The sequence below is a fragment of the Streptomyces sp. UG1 genome (genome assembly GCF_049974585.1).
Classification (GTDB): Bacteria; Actinomycetota; Actinomycetes; order Streptomycetales; family Streptomycetaceae; genus Streptomyces.
Window position 1 is genome coordinate 61183 of sequence record NZ_JBNGGG010000028.1, and the last position, 16471, is coordinate 77653.

The following is a 16471-nucleotide window of genomic DNA, read 5'->3' on the forward strand; positions in this document are numbered from 1 at the left end:
GACGGTGGACGGTCTGCGACCACATACGGCGGTTTGCCGATCTGACGGGAGGGGTGCGAGACACCGTCCGGCTCACAGGCCATGTTCGTCCATCAGGCGCATCAGGTTCCGTTTGCGTTTCTGGGCGGTGCGCAGGGTGGTGACGTACCGGGCGAACTCGTCCTCGGTGCCCAGGCGGCGATGGCAGTTGCGGATGCTGAGCAGCAGGCCGACGAGCTGCTCGTAGACCGTGTTGCCGGTCTGCCTGGTCAGCGGCTCGGCCAGGCGCAGGTAGACGCCGAGTGCGTCGGCGGGACGGGTGGCCCGCGCCTGGTCGGCAAGGGTGAGCCACTGCCGGTCATGGGCGCCGGTCCGGGTAGCGGCCTGCCAGGCGGCGTCGACGTCCTTGTCGTCGAGCAAAGCATCGACCAGGACGGGGCCGCCGTACCAGCTCTGTTGCCGCCGCTCCGCGTCGGCGCGCAGTAGGGCGAGGGCTCCCTCGCGCTCGGCTGGCCAGCTGTCCGCGGCCGTCGCGGCGGCGCGCAGCTGCTGGTACGCGAGCAGCGAGCGGCGGGCGCCGAAGTGGTCGCGGCGCACGGCGACGGCGTCGGCGATCCGGCCCGCCTGCGCATAGCGGTCGCAGAGATAGTCGACGAGGGCGGTGTCCACGGCGGAGAGTTCCCGGGCGTCCCGGATACCGCGTTCTGCCCAGTTCAGGGCCTCGTCGGAACGCCCGGCGGCATCCAGCTCGCGGGCGATGACCAGGTGCGTATGGCCGTTCGGTGCGAGATCGGCCGCGTGCACGGCGATCACCGCGTCGACGTTTCCCCCGGCCTTGGCCAGGCGCTCCATCAGGTACTTCTCCGCCCAGCCGCGACGGTTGCGCCGCCACGCCTCGACAGCCAGTGTTCGCAGGACGACCATGCCTTCTTCGCCGAGGACATCGTCGTAATCGAGCGGATCGATGTCCGTCAGGCCGTCGTCGATGTCGCCGAGCGCATGGCCGACCAGCCAGCGGGCGAGCTCCTCGGGGTCGGGGCGTGCCGCGCGGCACGCGTCGAGGTGGGCGTCGGCGAGGTCTGCGCCGATCTGCCCGAGCCGGCCGTCGGAGTCGTCGACGCTGTCCACCGCCTCGGCCAGCAGCCGCATCGCCTCCCGCGCCAGGACGATCGCGTCGGCGGCCCGGCCCGAGCCGGTCAGCGCGCCGATCGCGGACACCGCCTGCCCGGCCTGATCGGCGTAGGCGCGGGCATCGGCGTACTCGACGTAGCCGTACTGCGCGAAGGGGCCGATGTCGAGCAGATCGCGGATACGGGACCGGACCGCGGCAAGGTCCCCGCGGGCGCTCGCGGACCGCAGTTCCAGGCGGCGCCGCAACTGCCGGTCCTCGTCGATCCGTTCCCGCAGCAGGGCGATCAACTCGTCCTTGGACAGGGCGGACAGCCACGTGTCGAGGTCCTGCGCGCGCTCCCGGGCCGCCTTCCGCTGTCGCGGCAGGCCCTCCCGCTGGGCAAGCGCGGTCAGACCGAGGGCGACCAGGTGCTTGCAGAAGTTGCCCTTCAGACCGTACGGGCAGTCGCATGCGCCGGACAGCCCGCCAGGCCCGTCCAGGGTCAGCTCCACCTCGTACCGCTCCGTCCCGTAGACACTCGCGGTGATCCAGCCGTCCCCCACCTCGACCCCTGACACCGCGTCGAGATACCCGAGGGCGCGATCGAAGGAACGGGCGCCGGCCAGCGCCTTGAGGTTCGCCTCAGTGAGGCCGCGCATGATTCTCTTCCGCCCTGCTGTGATGGTGCAGCCAATGCTCCGCCAGCCTAGGGGGCCGAAGCTTGCAAACCGACGGCTTCGGTGGGTTTGACCCCTCAACTCGCCCAATGCCAGGGGTGGTCAGCCGGTCACTCTCCCTCCCCCGGGCCAGGTGGAGTTCACGGCCCTCGGCTGCCCGCCCCGAGTACGGCGGCTGACCCGAGGCTCTGGCTCTCGCAGCCCACCAGCTCCGTCAGGCGCCCGGCCTGCCGGACGCACCGAGGCTGCCGCTGCCGCTGCACCTCGTCGGCCTCGTGCAGGCAGATGGCGGTGCAGTCCTGGTTCGGCGGCTCCGGGCCGGAGCCCGCCAGGAGCCGCGACCTTCTCAGCGAGAAGCAATCCGTGTGTGACCCACCGCAGCATTACGCTCACAGCCACCCACGTAGGTAAGGTGTGGCTATACGGATTTCGTTAAGGTTGACCTGAACATTTCTGGAGAAGGCATGCCTGTACAGCTTGGCAAGCCGGAGCGGCTGCTGGACCGTGATCACGAGTGGGCGCTGCTGAACGACTTCCTCGACGACCCAGCCGCCGAGCTGCGGCTGGCCATCGTCTCGGGGAGGCGGCGGAACGGGAAGTCGTTCCTGCTGGAGGCGCTCACGGAGGCGGTGGGCGGGCTGTATCTGACCGCCGTGCAGGAGGAGGGCCGGGTGCCCGCACTGCACCGGTTCACCGAGGCGATCGCCGCACACGCGGGAGTGCGGCCCGGGGCGATGCGGCTGGACGACTGGCGGGATGCACTCACCGCCGCCTTGGAGGTGGTGAACCGGGCCTCAGGGGCACCACTGATCGTCATCGACGAGCTGCCGTATCTGATGCAGCACTCCCCGGAGATCCCAGGGTTCCTGCAACTGCTGTACGACCAGTCGCAGTCCGGCAAAGCGCCCGGCGGCCGGATCGTCCTGTGCGGTTCGGCGATGAGCGTGATGTCCGAGCTGCTCTCCGGCACCAAGCCGCTGCGCGGCCGAGCCGTGCTGGACCTGCGCCTGCCGGCCTTCGATTACCGCACCGCCCGCGCCCACTGGGAGATCGAGGATCCGGCGGTGGCGCTGCAGGTCGACGCCGTGCTGGGCGGCGCCCCCGGCTACCGGCCGCTGGCCGCTGGGCCGGTGCCGCAGGGCGAGGCGGAGTTCGGCCCCTGGGTGGAGCACACTCTGCTGGACCCGGGGCGGGCGCTGTACTCGCGGGTGGAGGCCGAGTTCCTGCTGCGCGAGGACCCTCGGATCACCCACCGCACGCTGTACTACGACGTACTGTCCGCCGTAGCCCGGGGCGCCTCGACCCCAGCGAAGGTCGGCTCCATGCTGGAGCGTTCCCGCTCCGCCATGGTCGCCCCGCTGGAGGTGCTGGAATCCACCGGCTACCTCCGCAAGGAACAGGACCTGCTCAAGGCCCGGCACCCGGTCATCAGCGTGGCGGATCCAGTGATCCGCTTCAACCAGCTGATCACGCTGCCCATGGTGGACCTGGTGGAACGGCGACGCGGAGCCCAGGTGTGGCAGTCGTCCCGGCCGACATACCACTCGAAGATCCTCGGCCCGCACTTCGAGGAGACCGCGCGCGAATGGGCCCGCTCCTTCGCCATCGACGAGACAGAGCTGTCGCTCGGTGCGGTGGGCACGGCGGAGATCGCCGACCCGGCCGCCCGGACCAAGCACGAGGTCGACCTGCTCGCCCTGGCCCCCGGTGAACGCCCGCAAAGCCCCCGGGCGTCCATCACCCTGATCGGCGAGGCCAAGGCCACCGTCCAGCCCCGCGGGCTGAAGGACCTCGAGCGCCTCGAACACATCCGTACCCTCCTCGCCGACCAGGGACATCGGCCCGATGACGCGGTCCTGGCGCTGTTCTCCCTGCACGGCTTCCATCCTGACCTCCTCGAAGCCGCCGGGCGCCGCCATGATGTCCTCCTCGTCGACATCCGGGCGCTGTACGGCGAAGGACACATTCGCGGCCTGGCATGACCTGATCCGGCCCGCCGCATGGGAGGACGTCGCGCTGCACACAACCTGGTCCCCGCCCGGGGCCTGCCTGCCCACCCTCCCCCGGCCCGACCCGCGGCAGCGGCGGTCGGACAGTTCTCGGCCGTAGGTCTCCGGTCGCTGCCGGGGTGCCCGCTGAGCATTTCCGTCCAGCCGGACGGGGCGACGGCCCTTAGCCATACCGCACGACGGGGTTCCCTGAGTGAGGCCACCGCGCCCATGGCAGCAGCACGCCGACTGCGCCGCCGAGCGCGAGAAGGATGGGAGTCACGAACTCGCCCGGTACTCCGGCACAAGTGAACGCGGCCGCAAGAACGGCCAAGAGGGCGAAGGCGCCTAAGGCATGCCAGACGATCCGCCTCCGCGCCCCTTGGCCTGACGCGGCCACTGCACCGGGGCTGACCTCAGCGGAGTCTCGGCGCACCTGATCCTGTAATACGGCTACACGTGGCCAGCGTGCGGGTGCGTGCATCTCCCGTGAGGACACTCACCTCCGGTGTCTGCCAACCAGTGCGGGTCGTTGGGGCTTGTCGCGCAGGTGCCTGGTTCTCTTGCCTCGTCATGGCGCCACGGCCGAGACCATGTATTCGCGGACCCCGGCAGGAGCAGGGCCCCGGGCGATGCGTCCGGTCACCCGATCCCTCCCGGCCGGGAGGATACGTCGACCGCGCTGCGCCCGAGTCCGCACCTGGACGTCTTCGAAGCCGACTATCCGCATGAGCTCCGCTACTGCGGAGGCCAGTTCGAACACCTTGCCAGAGCGCACGCTGTTCGCGACGGCGTACGTGGCCGAGCCGCCGGGAGCCAATACGCGCCGCGCTTCCTCAAGATGGCGGAACAATCCGTCGGCGTATGCGCGCACGGCCCGCCCTTGCGCTGTCGACTCATGCCCGTACCGCTCGTACCAGGCGGGTAGCACCGCACCGGGCAGGTTCGTTGCATGAATCCCTGTCCGAAGACTGGATGGCACTCCCGGTCTGGGCGCGCAATCTGGCTTTCCGCCTGCTGTGCCTGCAGCGGCCTGACGACGCCGAAATCCTGGGGAAAGCCGGGGCGGACCTCCTGAGTTTCGGCCCCGACTGGGATGAGTTCGCGGAGAAATTGATGGCTCGATCCGAGGCGCTGAAGGTAAGGAAGAAGGAGTGAGCTCACATTCAGGCTCCGGGGCGAGAATTGGGCAGACGCTGCTCAATTCTGAACTTTCCCTGGCTGGCGTCGAGTTCGTTCGCGCTCTGAGTCACTATAAAGGACATGTTTGGGCCTTAGGGGTGGCTACCGCCATGCTCCAGATCGGAATGGCTCTGCGGTTGGCGGCCCTGCGGTGGGGAGTGTCAACGGGGATCGGTACCGCGGGTGAGAGTCGATGCCTAGACCTTGATGACGGTGATGCGAGAGCCGCACAGGGTGGTTAGATCCTCGGGGTCTGAGGTGAGAACCGTCGTCGGACCGGGGGCGGCGAGGGCGGTGGCGCTGAGCATGGCGTCGATGGCGTACTTGTGGCCGTGCAGCCCGGCGTCAGCGAGGAGTGCGGCGGCATGGCGGGCGATGGGCTCGGTCACCGGTTCGACGACGAGACGAGACAGTGTCCACTCCAGGGCCGGCCGTTTGATCCGAGGATGGACCACCTCGACGAGGGTTGCCGCAGAGGTGATCACTCGCAGGTCGTCGGCGCGTGCGAGGGCGAGCCAGCCGGTGACTGTGCGATCGCGTAGCACGGCCTTGGCCAGCCCTTCGCTGTCCAGGACCAGGGTGCCACCGGGGACGGCGGGAGAGCGGGTCACGCGGCGTTCGACCCGTCTCGTGTCTGCTCCTGGCGTGCGTGGTGGAGCTGGTCGCGCAGAGCCTGGATCTCCTCGTCCGTGATGGGCCCGTGCTCGGCCTCGGCGACCTGGATGAGTTCGTTGAGATTGTCGCGTTCGATCTGGCGAGCTACCGCGGCGGCCACGTAGGCGGACAGCCCGGAGGGGCCGCTGCGGGCCTTGGCGGCTTCGGCGATGTCGCGCGGCATAGTGATCGAGTACTTGCCGGTAGGCTCACTCATGCTACTCATCCTACCCGTCATCCTCTCCGCGGGTGTCGGAGATCGACCTGGTAGAGAGGTGCCCCTATGGCTCGCTTTGTCGAGTGCTCGTGCGATACCTGCCGTGCGCAGCAAGGGCTCCGAGGGCGCCACTGCCACCTGAACCGGAAGCGTTCACCTGGTCAGAGAGGCGGTGGACACCATGAGGAGTTCGGTATCGCAAACAGGCGGTGTCCCCAGACGGAGACGTGGTGGCAGGACTGTGATTGCGACGCGGGCTGTCAGAGACAGCTCCGAGGGCGGTGTGCCAGACGTCAGGGCGCTGGCCGACGAACTCGGTGCCACGCTGGTCCGGGCCGTTCGGCAGTGCACCGCTGACGAGTCGGCCTCGGCTGGGACAGGCCACGGTTCGGTCTCCGCCAGCTGGTATGACTTTGCGCTCGACTATCTGGAGATGCGCTGGCCGCAGGTCGCGGCGAAGACCCGCAACGAGACCGACGATGCGCTGTGCGCGATCACTCAGGCGATGCTCCGGAACGTACGAGGCCGCCCCAACGATGAGTTGCTGCGGCAGGCGCTGCGCGCGGGACTGGGCCTTCGTCGTGCCCCGGCCGGAGCCGCGCATGGCGCCCGCCGACGTGCGGCTTACTCTGCGCTGGGTGGAGAGGGCCTCACGCCCCTTGGTCGACCTGATGGACCCGGTCGTAATGCGGGCGGTGCTGCAAGCTCTGCGACTGAAACAGGACGGTACGATCGCAGCCGCCGAGACCCAGAGACACAAGCGCATGGCCCTCGTGAACGCAGTGCGGTACGCGATCGAGTAGGGCGGACTCCGCACCGACCCGATCCTCCCAGCGTGGCACGGGTGCGGCTTTCGTACGTCCCTTAGGTGGCACGAACAAGGAGGGAACAAACTCCTGCTTCAGCCGATCGAACGTCAGCGGTTCTCCCTCCAGTACGGCTGTCCGTAACAGCTTGGAGAGTTGCTCGGCGTCGTTCTCCGGCCTGCCGCGCGAGCTCCCGTGCGTAAGGATCGTTTCCGCCCGCCACCGTCAGCAGGTACTTGCCGAAGGCATGCTCTGTCATGAACCGCCCCAGCTGATCCAGGGGTTAACCTGCGCCATCAGCTCCAGCCGGAACATCGGCCGGTCCAGGCAGGCTGCAGTAATGACCCCTGAGCGCGCCGATGCGAACTCCGACCCAGAAAAGTGAAACGGCCTGCTGCGCCGGGTGCGCTTCTCGCCGTCTTGGCTGCAAACACGCAGGTGAGGAGAGGGGCGTCTCTCACAGGAACTCCGCATGCTCACGTTCGTCCCACGCATGTCCCACACGGAGCGATTCCATGGGATCGGACAAATGGGAATTCATCGGTTCGGCGCCGTGAAGCCCCAGGTCAGGGCGCCTAGCCGAGTGAGAAGGCGTCCGGCGGGGTCCCACTGGTTGGCCCAGGTCAGCGCCGTGTCGACATGGCGCCCGATTTCACGTCCGGCGGCGTCGAAGGCGAAGTCGAGGGTGTGGCCGTCGATGCCGAGGCCTACGCGGTTGCCTGCGGCGTCGTATGCGTAGGTGGTGACAGCGCCGGAGGGAGTGACTCGGCGCACCGGCCGGCCGAGCGGGTCGCGGTCCAGAGTGAGGATTCGGCCTTCGTACATCTTGGTACGCGGCCTGCCCATGCGGTCGCGCTGCAGGACGAGTTCGGACTCCGGTGTCGCGGCGGCGACGAGGCGGCCTGCGAGGTCGTAGGTGTAGCGGGTTTCGTCACCGTCGGCGTTCTTGACGGTGACGCGGCCGAGCAGGTCCCGTTTGTAGGAGGCGGTCTGGCCCATCGAGTTCGCCCGCTGTCGCAGGCGCCCGGCTTCGTCGTGAGCGTAGACAAGGAGGCGGCCGTCGAAGTCGCGTTCGGTGGTGACGAGGCCGCTGGGATCGTACTCGTAGCCCCAGGTCAGGCCCTGGGGGTTGGTGACCTGGCGCAGCCGGAGTTCGGTGTCGTAGCGGAACTCGTGCCGGGTGCCGTCCGGTTCGGTGCGGGCTTCGAGAAGGTCGAAGTGCGTGTACTCGTACTCAGTGACGCCGCCGACGGGATCGGTATGGCGGATCAGATTGCCTTCGCCGTCCCACTTCCAGGACTCGACGGCTCCGTCCGGGCCGGTGCGTCGGGCGAGCTTGCCGTCCACCGTCCGGCTCATGCGGTGGTGTTGCCCAGTGGGTCGGTCACCGTGACCGGGGTCATCGGGGGAGATCTACGTTCGAATCACGCACCGTGCGTAGGGGTCTGGTGCGCCGGACGGGGAAAGCGTCCGCCTCTCCGCTGCCGGCGGGACCGCAGAATCCTCCACCGTCCTGTCCACGTCCGCGGAGGGAAGTGGGACATGCGTACCCGTCTCACTGCGGGCCGGACGACAGCGGCCGTCGGACACACACGATGCGGCGCCGTGGTGTGTCGCGTCATGCGGGACAGGCGCGGACAGTTCGACGGTGGCAGACCTAGGGCCTGTCTGATGGGTCAGTCACCGTGCCCGCCGGGCGGCCCCTGGGCCACGACCGCCGTTACCGAGCGGCTTGGAAGCGGGCTGGAGTAGACGACGCTCGTGGTGACGGAGCCCAGAGCGGCGATGCGGCCCGTGGTGCGTTCCAGGTCGCGCATCGAGCGAGCGACGACCTTGAGGACGAAGCAGTCCTCGCCCGTTACATGGTGGGCCTCCACGATCTCGGGTGTGGTGTCGAGCAGGTCGTGGAATGGCTTGTAGTTGCCCGTGGGGTACCGGAGGCGGACGAAAGCCAGGATGTCGAGCCCCAGGGCCTCGGAGCTCACGACGGCGGAGTAGCCGGAGACGACGCCGCTGTCCTCCAGCCGACGGACGCGTTCCGTGACGGCGCTTGGTGACATGGAGACGCTACGGGCCAATTCGGCATAGCTGGCGCGCCCGTTGCGTTGCAGGGCTTCCAGGAGGCGTATATCGGTGGTGTCAAGGGAATCAGCGGCCATGGCCGATAGATACCACGGAGTCCACGGCGAAGGGCGAGCAGGACCGTGGATCACGGGTTCTGGGGAAAGGGGCGGGGAGCATAGCGTCCAGGGCATGACCACGACCCGGATCAGCGCCGCCCTTCGGGTGCCGCCGGCGGCACCCGCCGAGGCGGCCGCTTTCTTCCGCTCACGCCTCGCCTTCCAGGCGGATGTGTCCGATGTCCATGCCTCGTTGGAGTCCGGCGAGCCGGGCTTTGTGCTCGTCGACTCACGGGGAGACGCCGCGTGGGCGCAGGCGCATGTGCGGGGTGCGGTGCACCTGCCCACCGCCGAGATTCCGGAGCGCGCCGCGAGCCTGTTGGATCCGGCGGTTCCGATCGTCACGTACTGCTGGGGGCCCGGCTGCGACGGCGCGACCCGTGCGGCACTCGCTCTCGCTCGGCTCGGTTACCGGGTCAAGGAGATGATCGGCGGGATCGAGTACTGGATCCGCGAAGGGCTCCCCGTCGAGGGGGCGAACGGCGTTGAGCGGCGGGCTGCCGACCCGTTGACGGCGCCGGCCGGGTCCGCCCACTGCGCTTGCTAGGGACTCTCCGGCGAGTTACGCCCGCGACCAGAGGCGGAGCGCGGCGACGGTGACAGTGCCGTGAAACACGTAGGCTCTCTTGTCATACCTGGTTGCCACAGCCCGGAAGTCCTCGAGGGCATTGACTGTCCGCTCAACTTCGTTCCTGCGCGCGTACAAATCCCGGTTGAAGCCGGCGGGCCTGCCGCCCGCGCTGCCGCGGTTGCGGCGGTGGGTCCGCTGGTCGCGACGCTCGGGGATGGCGTGTCGGATCTGACGTCGACCCAAGTAACGACGGTTGCGGCGCGACGAGTACGCCTTGTCGGCACTCAGGCAGTCGGGGCGGGTACGCGGGTGCCCGCCAGCAGGTCTCGGCACGCGTAGCCGTTCAAGAGCGGGAATAAGCTGCGGGCCGTCACCCCACCGGCCTGGGGTGATCAGCAAGGACAGTGGTCGCCGACCTCCCTCACTGGCCAGATGGATCTTCGTCGTCAGGCTGCCTCGGGATCGCCCCGGAGCCTCATCCGCGCGGTGCCAGGCGGGGCGGGCTCGCTTGCCCGGGACTCGTGGGGCACGTTTGCGGGCGCCGGCCGCATGCTGGTGAGCACGGCAGACGGTCGAGTCCATACCGACCATGGACCAGTCGATCCGTCCCTCCGCGTCGGCGCCGGTCTGAAGGCGCCGCAGGATCTTCTCCCCAGTTCCGTCCGCCGCCCACCTGCGATGGCGGTCATACGCCGTCTGCCACTTGCCGAACCGGGTGGGCAGATCCCGCCACGGAATCCCCGTGCGTAACCAGAACACGAGCGCCGATGAGGACGGTGTGGCCGGCCTGGATCAAGCGGCGGGCGGTCTCGTACCCGAGGGACTTGTTGGCTCCTGTGCGGCCTGACCAACCTCGTAGAGGAACTGCGGTCCACCAGCGCGGAGTTCGCCCGCCTGTGGGACGAGGGCACGGTCGGCCCGCACGTCTCGGCCCGCAAGACCGTCGTACACCCCCAGGTGGGTGAGGTGATCTGCGACTGCGACGTGCTCACCGTCCCAGGCTGCGACATCCGCCTCGTCGTCTACACGGTGGCCGCGGGTTCCGCCGACGCGGAAAAGCTGGAGTTCCTACGGGTCACCAACGGCGTCCGCGCCGACGGCCCCACGCCTCCGGGGCCCGGCCTGTTCTCCACGCCGTAACGATCGGGCCGGCCGATGGGTGCCGAGACGTGTCTCTTCGGGAACGGCAGCCGTTGGAGTGCGTTCCACACGCCGGCGGCCGGGACGGCGTTCGAGGCCGGCCGGCCGGTCGCGACGACTCAGCACCGAGCCGGCCGTTCCGGAAGAGGTGCGTGCTGCCGCCGCCTCGATGAGCCTGCCTCAGGAGTGCCTGGACGAGCTCCGCGAACGATGCCGTCGTCCGTCAGTACGGCCGTCGCGGAGACCCAGCCCGCGCTCAGCACGCCACGTTGTCGAAGAGCCGAAGCGGCTCCGGCGCGGGGTGGGCGGGGTACTACGGCGCCGGGGGGCAGGGTCCTCACGAGGGTGAGGAGCACCTGGTCGTCGCCGGCCAGTGCGCGGGCGCGGTCGTCGTACGCCTGGGCGTCCGGCGTGGCGGCGCCGGCCGGTGTGGCGAGGGGAAGTGTGCCGGCTCCGGCCGTGAGGGCGAGGGCCGCGAGGTGGGTGAAGCGGCGCCTGGAGAGGGGGCGGCCGGACGGTCGGGGTGCGGTAAGCGAGAGGTCACGGTGGTCCTCTCGGTGACTCGGAGGGCCGGGCCTGCCCCCACCGCCCCCGGATGTTCCGTCGTGGCGGCGGCTATCCGGCCTGGGGGTGGGGAGGCTGTCCCGGCTTTCTGTTCCGGTGGGCCGCGTCCTCGTCGCTGAGTAGTTCCGCTGCCTGGTTCTGGGTGTGTGCCGCTGCTATTTGGGCCTCCGCCACGACATCTCCGCGCTCGCGCACGAGATCTTCATAAATCGGCAGGGGAACGTTTTCGGCGGGTGTGCGAGTCACTGTTCCGCCCTTCCGTTGGGAATACCGGAAGACGGCCGAAGGACCGTAATTGAGGACGACTCGTGGAATTTCCGTGTCCGTCGTGAAGGTGTGTGCCGGTCGTATGTCTGATGTCCGAGGACCGGGACCGGGTCGGTGTTCACGAGAAATCCGATCTGACGCGTTACTGGGGACAAGACGACGGATCACCCTACAGTGCCGGGATTCGGCCATTGCGGGGTGGCCCGCTTCCATTCAGTTCTGCGCCAGGGAAAGACGGCTGTGTTACACCACGAGGTCAGGAGTGATCCGCGGTGGGGAGCATCGCCCACACCGTTTTGCCCGTGGGGTGTCTTCTCGTCCAGCCCCAGTGTTCGGACAAGGCGTCGATGATGCGCAGTCCGCGGCCGTGCTCCTCGAAGGGGTCGCCGGCGTGCGGATACACCGGTGGATGGTCGCTCGGGTCGGTGACCGCGCAGACCAGGTGGGCGGGGCGGCGGATGCTGAGGCGGAGCCAGATCTCGGCCTCAGCGGGGGCGCGGCGGGCCGCGGGGTGCGGTACGGCGTGCAGTACGGCGTTGGCGAGCAGTTCGGTGACCACCATGAGGGCGTCGGGGCCGCAGTGGCCCAGTTCCCAGCTCTCCAGGGTGCGCCGGACGAAGTCGCGGGCCTGGCCGCAGCCCCGTTCGGCGCCCGCGAGGGGCAGGACGGCGGAGCGCGGCGGGGTGAGCGGGAGTTCGGGCCCGGCGGCCCGGGGCGAACCGGAAGCGTGCGCCTGCTGCGTCGCGGTCGGCCCCGCTGAGGACGCGGGGCTGCTGGGCAGTCGGAGCCCTTCGTACGCAGGTAAGGACACAACGTCTCCCTGATACATGGTCAGGACGGGTCGTCCGCGCCGCTCTTGACGCCAAGGGCTATTATCCACGCCGACGGCGTCTCCGTGCAATTTCACGGGAAATTGCGCGAGCGGTGTCGACACAGAGCGCGTGGTGCGGTCCGGGACCGGTGCGGTGCCGGGGCGTACGCGTGACGGAACGTGAGCAAGGAGAGTGCAGTGCCAACAGCACAGAACGGCGTACGGGCAAGCTCGTTGGACGTCCGCTGGATCAAGAGCCGGCACAGCAATGCCGAGGGCAACTGCGTCGAGGTGGCCTCCCTCGGCGACGGCAGTGTCGCGATGCGCAACTCCCGTCACCCCGATGGCCCGGCCCTCGTCTACACCCCGGCCGAGATCTCGGCCTTCCTGGCGGGCGCCAAGGACGGGGAGTTCGACCACCTGGTGTGAGCCGAACCCGTGGCCGGCGGCGGCCCGCCCCGTGCGAGCCGTCCGCCTGCCCGGGAACAACGAACACACCACACGACCGACCACGGGCGGGCGAAACACCTTCCGCAAGCCTTCCGCAAGCGTTCCCGCAAGCCTTCCCGCAAGCGGAAGTTGAGCCTTCCACTTCTTGCGGTTTCGGCGGCATGCGGCAGCGGGATGCGATAATGCGGTCTGTCGTATGCCGGTCTACGGGGAGTCAGGATGTCCGCCGAGTTTCCTCGCATCTCCCGCCTGGAACCCTATCTGGAGCGGACCGAGCCCGCGCCGACCCTGCTGAAGATGCTGGTCGGCGTCCAGTTGGCGGGCATCCGGGAGGACTTCGGCCTGTCCCAGGACCAGGCGGCCCGCGCTGTCGGGTTCAGTCCGGCGAAGCTGTCGCGCATCGAGGCGGGCAAGAGCCGTCGGCCGCCCACGGAGGCCGACGTCCGCAAGCTGCTGGAGCACTATCAGGCCGAGGAGTACGAGGCCTCGCTGCTGCTGCAGTTGCTGCGGCGGGCCGGTGAGCCGGGGTGGTGGCAGCGTTACGACAAGCGGCTGATGCCGGAGTGGTTCGACCGGCTGGTCGGGCTGCAGGAGGCGGCGACGGCCATCCGTACCTTTGAACTGCAGTACGTTCCGGGCCTGTTGCAGACCGACGCCTACACCCGCGCCATCGTGGAGCGCGGGCTGCCGACGGCTCCGTCCCGCGAGGTGCTGCGGCGGGTGGAGCTGCGGACGCGCCGGCGCGAGCTGCTGCACCGGCCCGACGCGCCCCGGCTGTGGGCGATCATGGACGAGTCGGTGCTGCTGCGCGTCCTGGGCAGCCGTGAGGTGATGCGAGCCCAGCTCGAGCACCTCGTGGAGATGGCCCAGCGGCCGCACGTGACCGTGCAGATCGTGCCGCTGGACGCGACCAACGCCTCGGCGCCGGCCATGCCGATCACCTATCTCCGGTTCGGCGGCATCGATCTGCCCGACATCGTCTACCTGGAGCACATCAAGAGCGCGGCCTTCCTGGAGGACCGCGACGAGACCGAGGAGTACCGCCTCGCCCTGGACCGGCTGGGTGACGAGGCCCTCAACCCGCGCGAGTCCCTGGAGCGACTGCGCGAGACGATGCAGCGGTACTGCTGAAGGTCCACTCCCGAAGGTCCACTCCTGAAGGTCCGGGGCCGCAGCCCTACGGCACCCGCCCCACACCCCCGTACTCGATCCACTCCATCGTGAGCTGACGCGGCGCCACCTCGGTGTCGGGGCGCCAGGTGGAGACCTCCACCAGGCCGGGCTCCAGGATCTGAAGTCCCTCGAAGTACTCGTCGACGTCCTTCTCCTGGCGCACCCGGCCCCAGTGCCCCTGCGTCACCTGGTCCATGAAGTTGGTGACGAAGTCGCGGACCTCGGGATCCTCGCTGACGAGCTGGCACATCACCATGTAGCTGCCGGGCGCGAGGCGTTCGCGCACCCGGCGGGCCACGGCGAGCGGGCCGTCGGTGTCGCTGTCCGGGATGCAGTGGAACACCGAGTTGAACAGCACGGCCACCGGCTGCGAGAAGTCGATCAGGCGCTCGGTGTCGGCGTGGGAGAAGATGCCGTCGGTGTCGCGCATGTCGGCGTGGATGACGGCGGTGTTGTCGTTCTGGTCCAGCAGGGCGCGGCCGTGGACCAGGACCATCGGGTCGTTGTCGACGTACACCACGCGCGAGGACGGGTCGACGGCCTGGGCGACCTGGTGGACGTTGTTCTGGGTGGGCAGGCCGGAGCCGTGGTCGAGGAACTGCCGGATGCCGTACTCGCCGGCGAGGGTGCCGACCACGCGCTGGAGGAAGCGCCGGTTGTTCAGCGCGAGGGCGCGGGTGCTGGGGACGACCTTGTCCAGCTCTTCGCAGGCGGCTCGGTCCGAGGCGTAGTTGTCCTTGCCTCCGAGGTAGTGGTCGTACATGCGCGCGGCCGTCGGGACCGTGGCATCGATCGACGTGGACAGCTTTCCAGGCTCCATGGCTTCCCCCAGGGGCAGGACGGCCGAGGAGATCACCTCGCCGACAACACATCCTAGGGAGGGGGCAGTTGGTGGAGCCAGTCCATCGGTCAACCAGCGGGCGAATGCCACCCTTGCGGGGACATCTCGGATGCCGTTGTGTCGTCAATTGTTCGTAGGTGCCTACGAGGTGACGGTGCGACCTTCCGGTTCGGCTGTGCGGCGCTCCGTATCGAACTAGGGTTCTCGATCGGAAGCCACATTCGACGGGGGTATGCACGTGGCCGATGCGGCGCGCTCGCAGGACGACACCGCGCACGACGGGGGAACGACCGGCCGGTTCACCGGCATGGGTCCCTTCATGCTCGTCTGGAGCGGCCAGGCGATATCCCTGGTCGGCAATTCCGTCCTGCGGTTCGCCTTCGTCTTCGAGACCTGGTCGGCCACCGGCCGGGCCACCGCGCTCACCACGCTCTCGCTGTGCGCGCTGCTCCCCCAGGTGCTGCTGAGCCCGCTCGCCGGGGCCTTCGTCGACCGGATCAAGCGGCGTACGGCGCTCCAGCTCGCGGACGGCGGCGGGCTGCTGATCGTGGCGCTGCTCGGCGTGCTGCACTTCACCGGCGGGCTGCGCACCTGGGAGGTGTACGGCGCGGTGATGCTGCTCGGCTGCGCCGCCGCGTTCCAGTTCCCGGCGCTGGGCGCCGCCGTGCCGCTGCTGGTGGACAAGAGGCAGCTGCAGCGTGCGAACAGCCTGTTGGCGAGCGCCAAGAGCACGGCGGACGTCGGCGGTCCGGCGCTGGGCGGGCTCCTGGTGGCGTTCTCCGGGCTCGGCTTCATCCTGGTCGCCGACCTGGTGAGCTTCGCTCTCGCGCTGGCCGCGATCCGCGTCGTACGGCTGCGGGGGGACGGCGGTGGCACGGCGAAGGCCAAGGGCGGGGCGCGGGGGAAGCTGGTCGCCGAGGCCGTCGAGGGGATGCGGTTCCTGTTCCGGTCTCCGAGCCTGCGCGACCTGATGCTGGCGTTCTGCTTCGTCAACCTCGTCATGGTCTTCGGCTTCGCCGCCGTACAGCCGATGGTGCTGGCCCGGTCGGGGGGCGAGACGTCGGCGCTGGCGAGCGTCAACACCGCGATCGGTGTGGGCGGGGTCGCGGGCGGGCTGCTGATGGCGGCCTGGAGCGGGCCGAAGAACCGGGCCCGGGGCATGCTGCTCGGCATCATCGGCATGTGCCTGTCCGCCCAGGTGGCGATGGCGCTGGCGGGCGGGGTGGTCGGCTGGTGCGCGGCCATTCTCGTGGGCGCGGCGCTGATGCCGATGATCAACGGCACGATGCAGGCGATCGTGCAGACCAAGGTGGACCAGGCGTGGCACGGCCGGGTCTTCGGCGCGGTGATGTTCCTGTCGCAGATCTCCGTCCCGCTGGCCACGGCGGTCTCCGGCCCGCTCGCCGACCATGTCTTCGAACCGCGGGCCGCCGACGGCGCCGGGATCTTCGTCGTGCTCGGGCCGCTCCTGGGCGACGGGCCGGGCAGCGGCATGGCCGCCATGCTGCTGATCGCGGGACTGTGCGGCATCACCGTCGCGGTGGTCGGCATGTCCCGGCGCACGGTGCGCGACATCGACTCGCTGCTGCCCGACGCCACCACCGACACCACGGACGACAACCCCGAGAACAGAGAACTCGTGGAGGGCTGAGCATGACCACCAATCCCTTCGAGGACGAGAACGGCACCTATCTCGTGCTCACCAACGCGCAGGGCCAGCACTCACTGTGGCCCGAGGCGATCGCGGTGCCGGACGGGTGGGATGTGGCGCTGACCGCGAGCAGCCGTGCCGAATGCCTCGCCTTCGTCGAGGAGCACTGGACGGACATACGCCCCACCCGCACGGGCGCAGATGCCTGA

16 protein-coding genes and 2 pseudogenes are annotated in these 16471 nt (G+C 69.2%); 9 read left to right on the forward strand and 9 right to left on the reverse strand.

The window, feature by feature from the left end:
- Positions 1-72: 72 nt before the first annotated feature.
- Complete coding sequence (locus tag ACP4J3_RS29105) at positions 73-1749, reverse strand: SWIM zinc finger family protein (protein WP_426539026.1); 1677 nt, start codon at positions 1747-1749, stop codon at positions 73-75.
- A gap of 206 nt (positions 1750-1955) precedes the next feature.
- Here ACP4J3_RS29105 and ACP4J3_RS29110 point away from each other — a divergent pair, with 206 nt between their 5' ends.
- The 3 genes from ACP4J3_RS29110 to ACP4J3_RS29120 all read left to right on the forward strand — a co-directional run bounded on the left by ACP4J3_RS29110 (position 1956) and on the right by ACP4J3_RS29120 (position 4913).
- Positions 1956-2138 carry a hypothetical protein gene (locus ACP4J3_RS29110; protein WP_426539095.1) on the forward strand — a complete coding sequence of 61 codons (183 nt, stop codon included), beginning with the start codon at positions 1956-1958 and terminating at the stop codon, positions 2136-2138.
- Between the two features lie 93 nt (positions 2139-2231).
- Complete coding sequence (locus tag ACP4J3_RS29115; protein ID WP_426539027.1) at positions 2232-3749, forward strand: AAA family ATPase; 1518 nt, start codon at positions 2232-2234, stop codon at positions 3747-3749.
- A 981-nt stretch (positions 3750-4730) separates the two neighbouring features.
- Positions 4731-4913, forward strand: a complete 183-nt coding sequence (locus ACP4J3_RS29120) for a hypothetical protein (protein ID WP_426539028.1) — start codon at positions 4731-4733, stop codon at positions 4911-4913.
- Positions 4914-5134: 221 nt separating this feature from the next.
- On the opposite strand, the gene ACP4J3_RS29125 is transcribed toward ACP4J3_RS29120, so the two are convergent.
- The 4 genes from ACP4J3_RS29125 to ACP4J3_RS29140 form a co-directional block, all read right to left on the reverse strand.
- Positions 5135-5548 carry a PIN domain-containing protein gene (locus tag ACP4J3_RS29125; RefSeq protein WP_426539029.1) on the reverse strand — a complete coding sequence of 138 codons (414 nt, stop codon included), beginning with the start codon at positions 5546-5548 and terminating at the stop codon, positions 5135-5137.
- Entirely contained in the window at positions 5545-5808 is a 264-nt protein-coding gene (locus tag ACP4J3_RS29130) for a CopG family transcriptional regulator (protein ID WP_426539030.1), read from the reverse strand. Before ACP4J3_RS29130 ends, ACP4J3_RS29125 begins: the two co-directional genes overlap by 4 nt.
- A 1343-nt stretch (positions 5809-7151) precedes the next feature.
- Positions 7152-7973, reverse strand: a complete 822-nt coding sequence (locus ACP4J3_RS29135; RefSeq protein ID WP_426539031.1) for a hypothetical protein — start codon at positions 7971-7973, stop codon at positions 7152-7154.
- 317 nt (positions 7974-8290) lie between these two features.
- A complete protein-coding gene (locus tag ACP4J3_RS29140) occupies positions 8291-8773 on the reverse strand; it encodes an Lrp/AsnC family transcriptional regulator (protein WP_426539032.1) in 483 nt (160 codons plus the stop codon).
- A gap of 94 nt (positions 8774-8867) precedes the next feature.
- Between ACP4J3_RS29140 and ACP4J3_RS29145 the strand changes: the two genes are divergently transcribed.
- A complete protein-coding gene (locus tag ACP4J3_RS29145) occupies positions 8868-9341 on the forward strand; it encodes a rhodanese-like domain-containing protein (protein ID WP_426539033.1) in 474 nt (157 codons plus the stop codon).
- Between the two features lie 15 nt (positions 9342-9356).
- Here ACP4J3_RS29145 and ACP4J3_RS29150 read toward each other — a convergent pair.
- Positions 9357-10121 (reverse strand): annotated as a pseudogene (locus ACP4J3_RS29150) (IS5 family transposase); the annotation flags it as partial.
- Between the two features lies 1 nt (position 10122).
- Positions 10123-10203, reverse strand: a pseudogene (locus ACP4J3_RS29155) (short-chain dehydrogenase); the annotation flags it as partial.
- A gap of 56 nt (positions 10204-10259) precedes the next feature.
- On the opposite strand from ACP4J3_RS29155, the gene ACP4J3_RS29160 reads away from it, so the two are divergent.
- Positions 10260-10505: a hypothetical protein gene (locus ACP4J3_RS29160; protein ID WP_426539096.1), complete on the forward strand. Its 246-nt coding sequence runs from the start codon at positions 10260-10262 to the stop codon at positions 10503-10505.
- Positions 10506-11592: 1087 nt separating this feature from the next.
- On the opposite strand, the gene ACP4J3_RS29165 is transcribed toward ACP4J3_RS29160, so the two are convergent.
- On the reverse strand, positions 11593-12147 hold the full coding sequence (locus ACP4J3_RS29165; protein WP_426539034.1) for an ATP-binding protein: 555 nt from the start codon (positions 12145-12147) through the stop codon (positions 11593-11595).
- 198 nt (positions 12148-12345) lie between these two features.
- On the opposite strand from ACP4J3_RS29165, the gene ACP4J3_RS29170 reads away from it, so the two are divergent.
- Together ACP4J3_RS29170 and ACP4J3_RS29175 are read left to right on the forward strand one after the other, a co-directional pair.
- Entirely contained in the window at positions 12346-12576 is a 231-nt protein-coding gene (locus ACP4J3_RS29170) for a DUF397 domain-containing protein (RefSeq protein ID WP_426539035.1), read from the forward strand.
- Positions 12577-12816: 240 nt separating this feature from the next.
- A complete protein-coding gene (locus ACP4J3_RS29175; RefSeq protein ID WP_426539036.1) occupies positions 12817-13728 on the forward strand; it encodes a helix-turn-helix domain-containing protein in 912 nt (303 codons plus the stop codon).
- Between the two features lie 46 nt (positions 13729-13774).
- Here the strand turns inward: ACP4J3_RS29175 and ACP4J3_RS29180 are convergent, their stop codons facing one another.
- Entirely contained in the window at positions 13775-14590 is an 816-nt protein-coding gene (locus ACP4J3_RS29180) for an SAM-dependent methyltransferase (protein ID WP_426539037.1), read from the reverse strand.
- Between the two features lie 259 nt (positions 14591-14849).
- On the opposite strand from ACP4J3_RS29180, the gene ACP4J3_RS29185 reads away from it, so the two are divergent.
- Both ACP4J3_RS29185 and ACP4J3_RS29190 read left to right on the forward strand, forming a co-directional pair.
- A complete protein-coding gene (locus tag ACP4J3_RS29185; RefSeq protein ID WP_426539038.1) occupies positions 14850-16262 on the forward strand; it encodes an MFS transporter in 1413 nt (470 codons plus the stop codon).
- A gap of 2 nt (positions 16263-16264) precedes the next feature.
- Positions 16265-16471, forward strand: a complete 207-nt coding sequence (locus ACP4J3_RS29190; RefSeq protein WP_426539039.1) for an MbtH family protein — start codon at positions 16265-16267, stop codon at positions 16469-16471.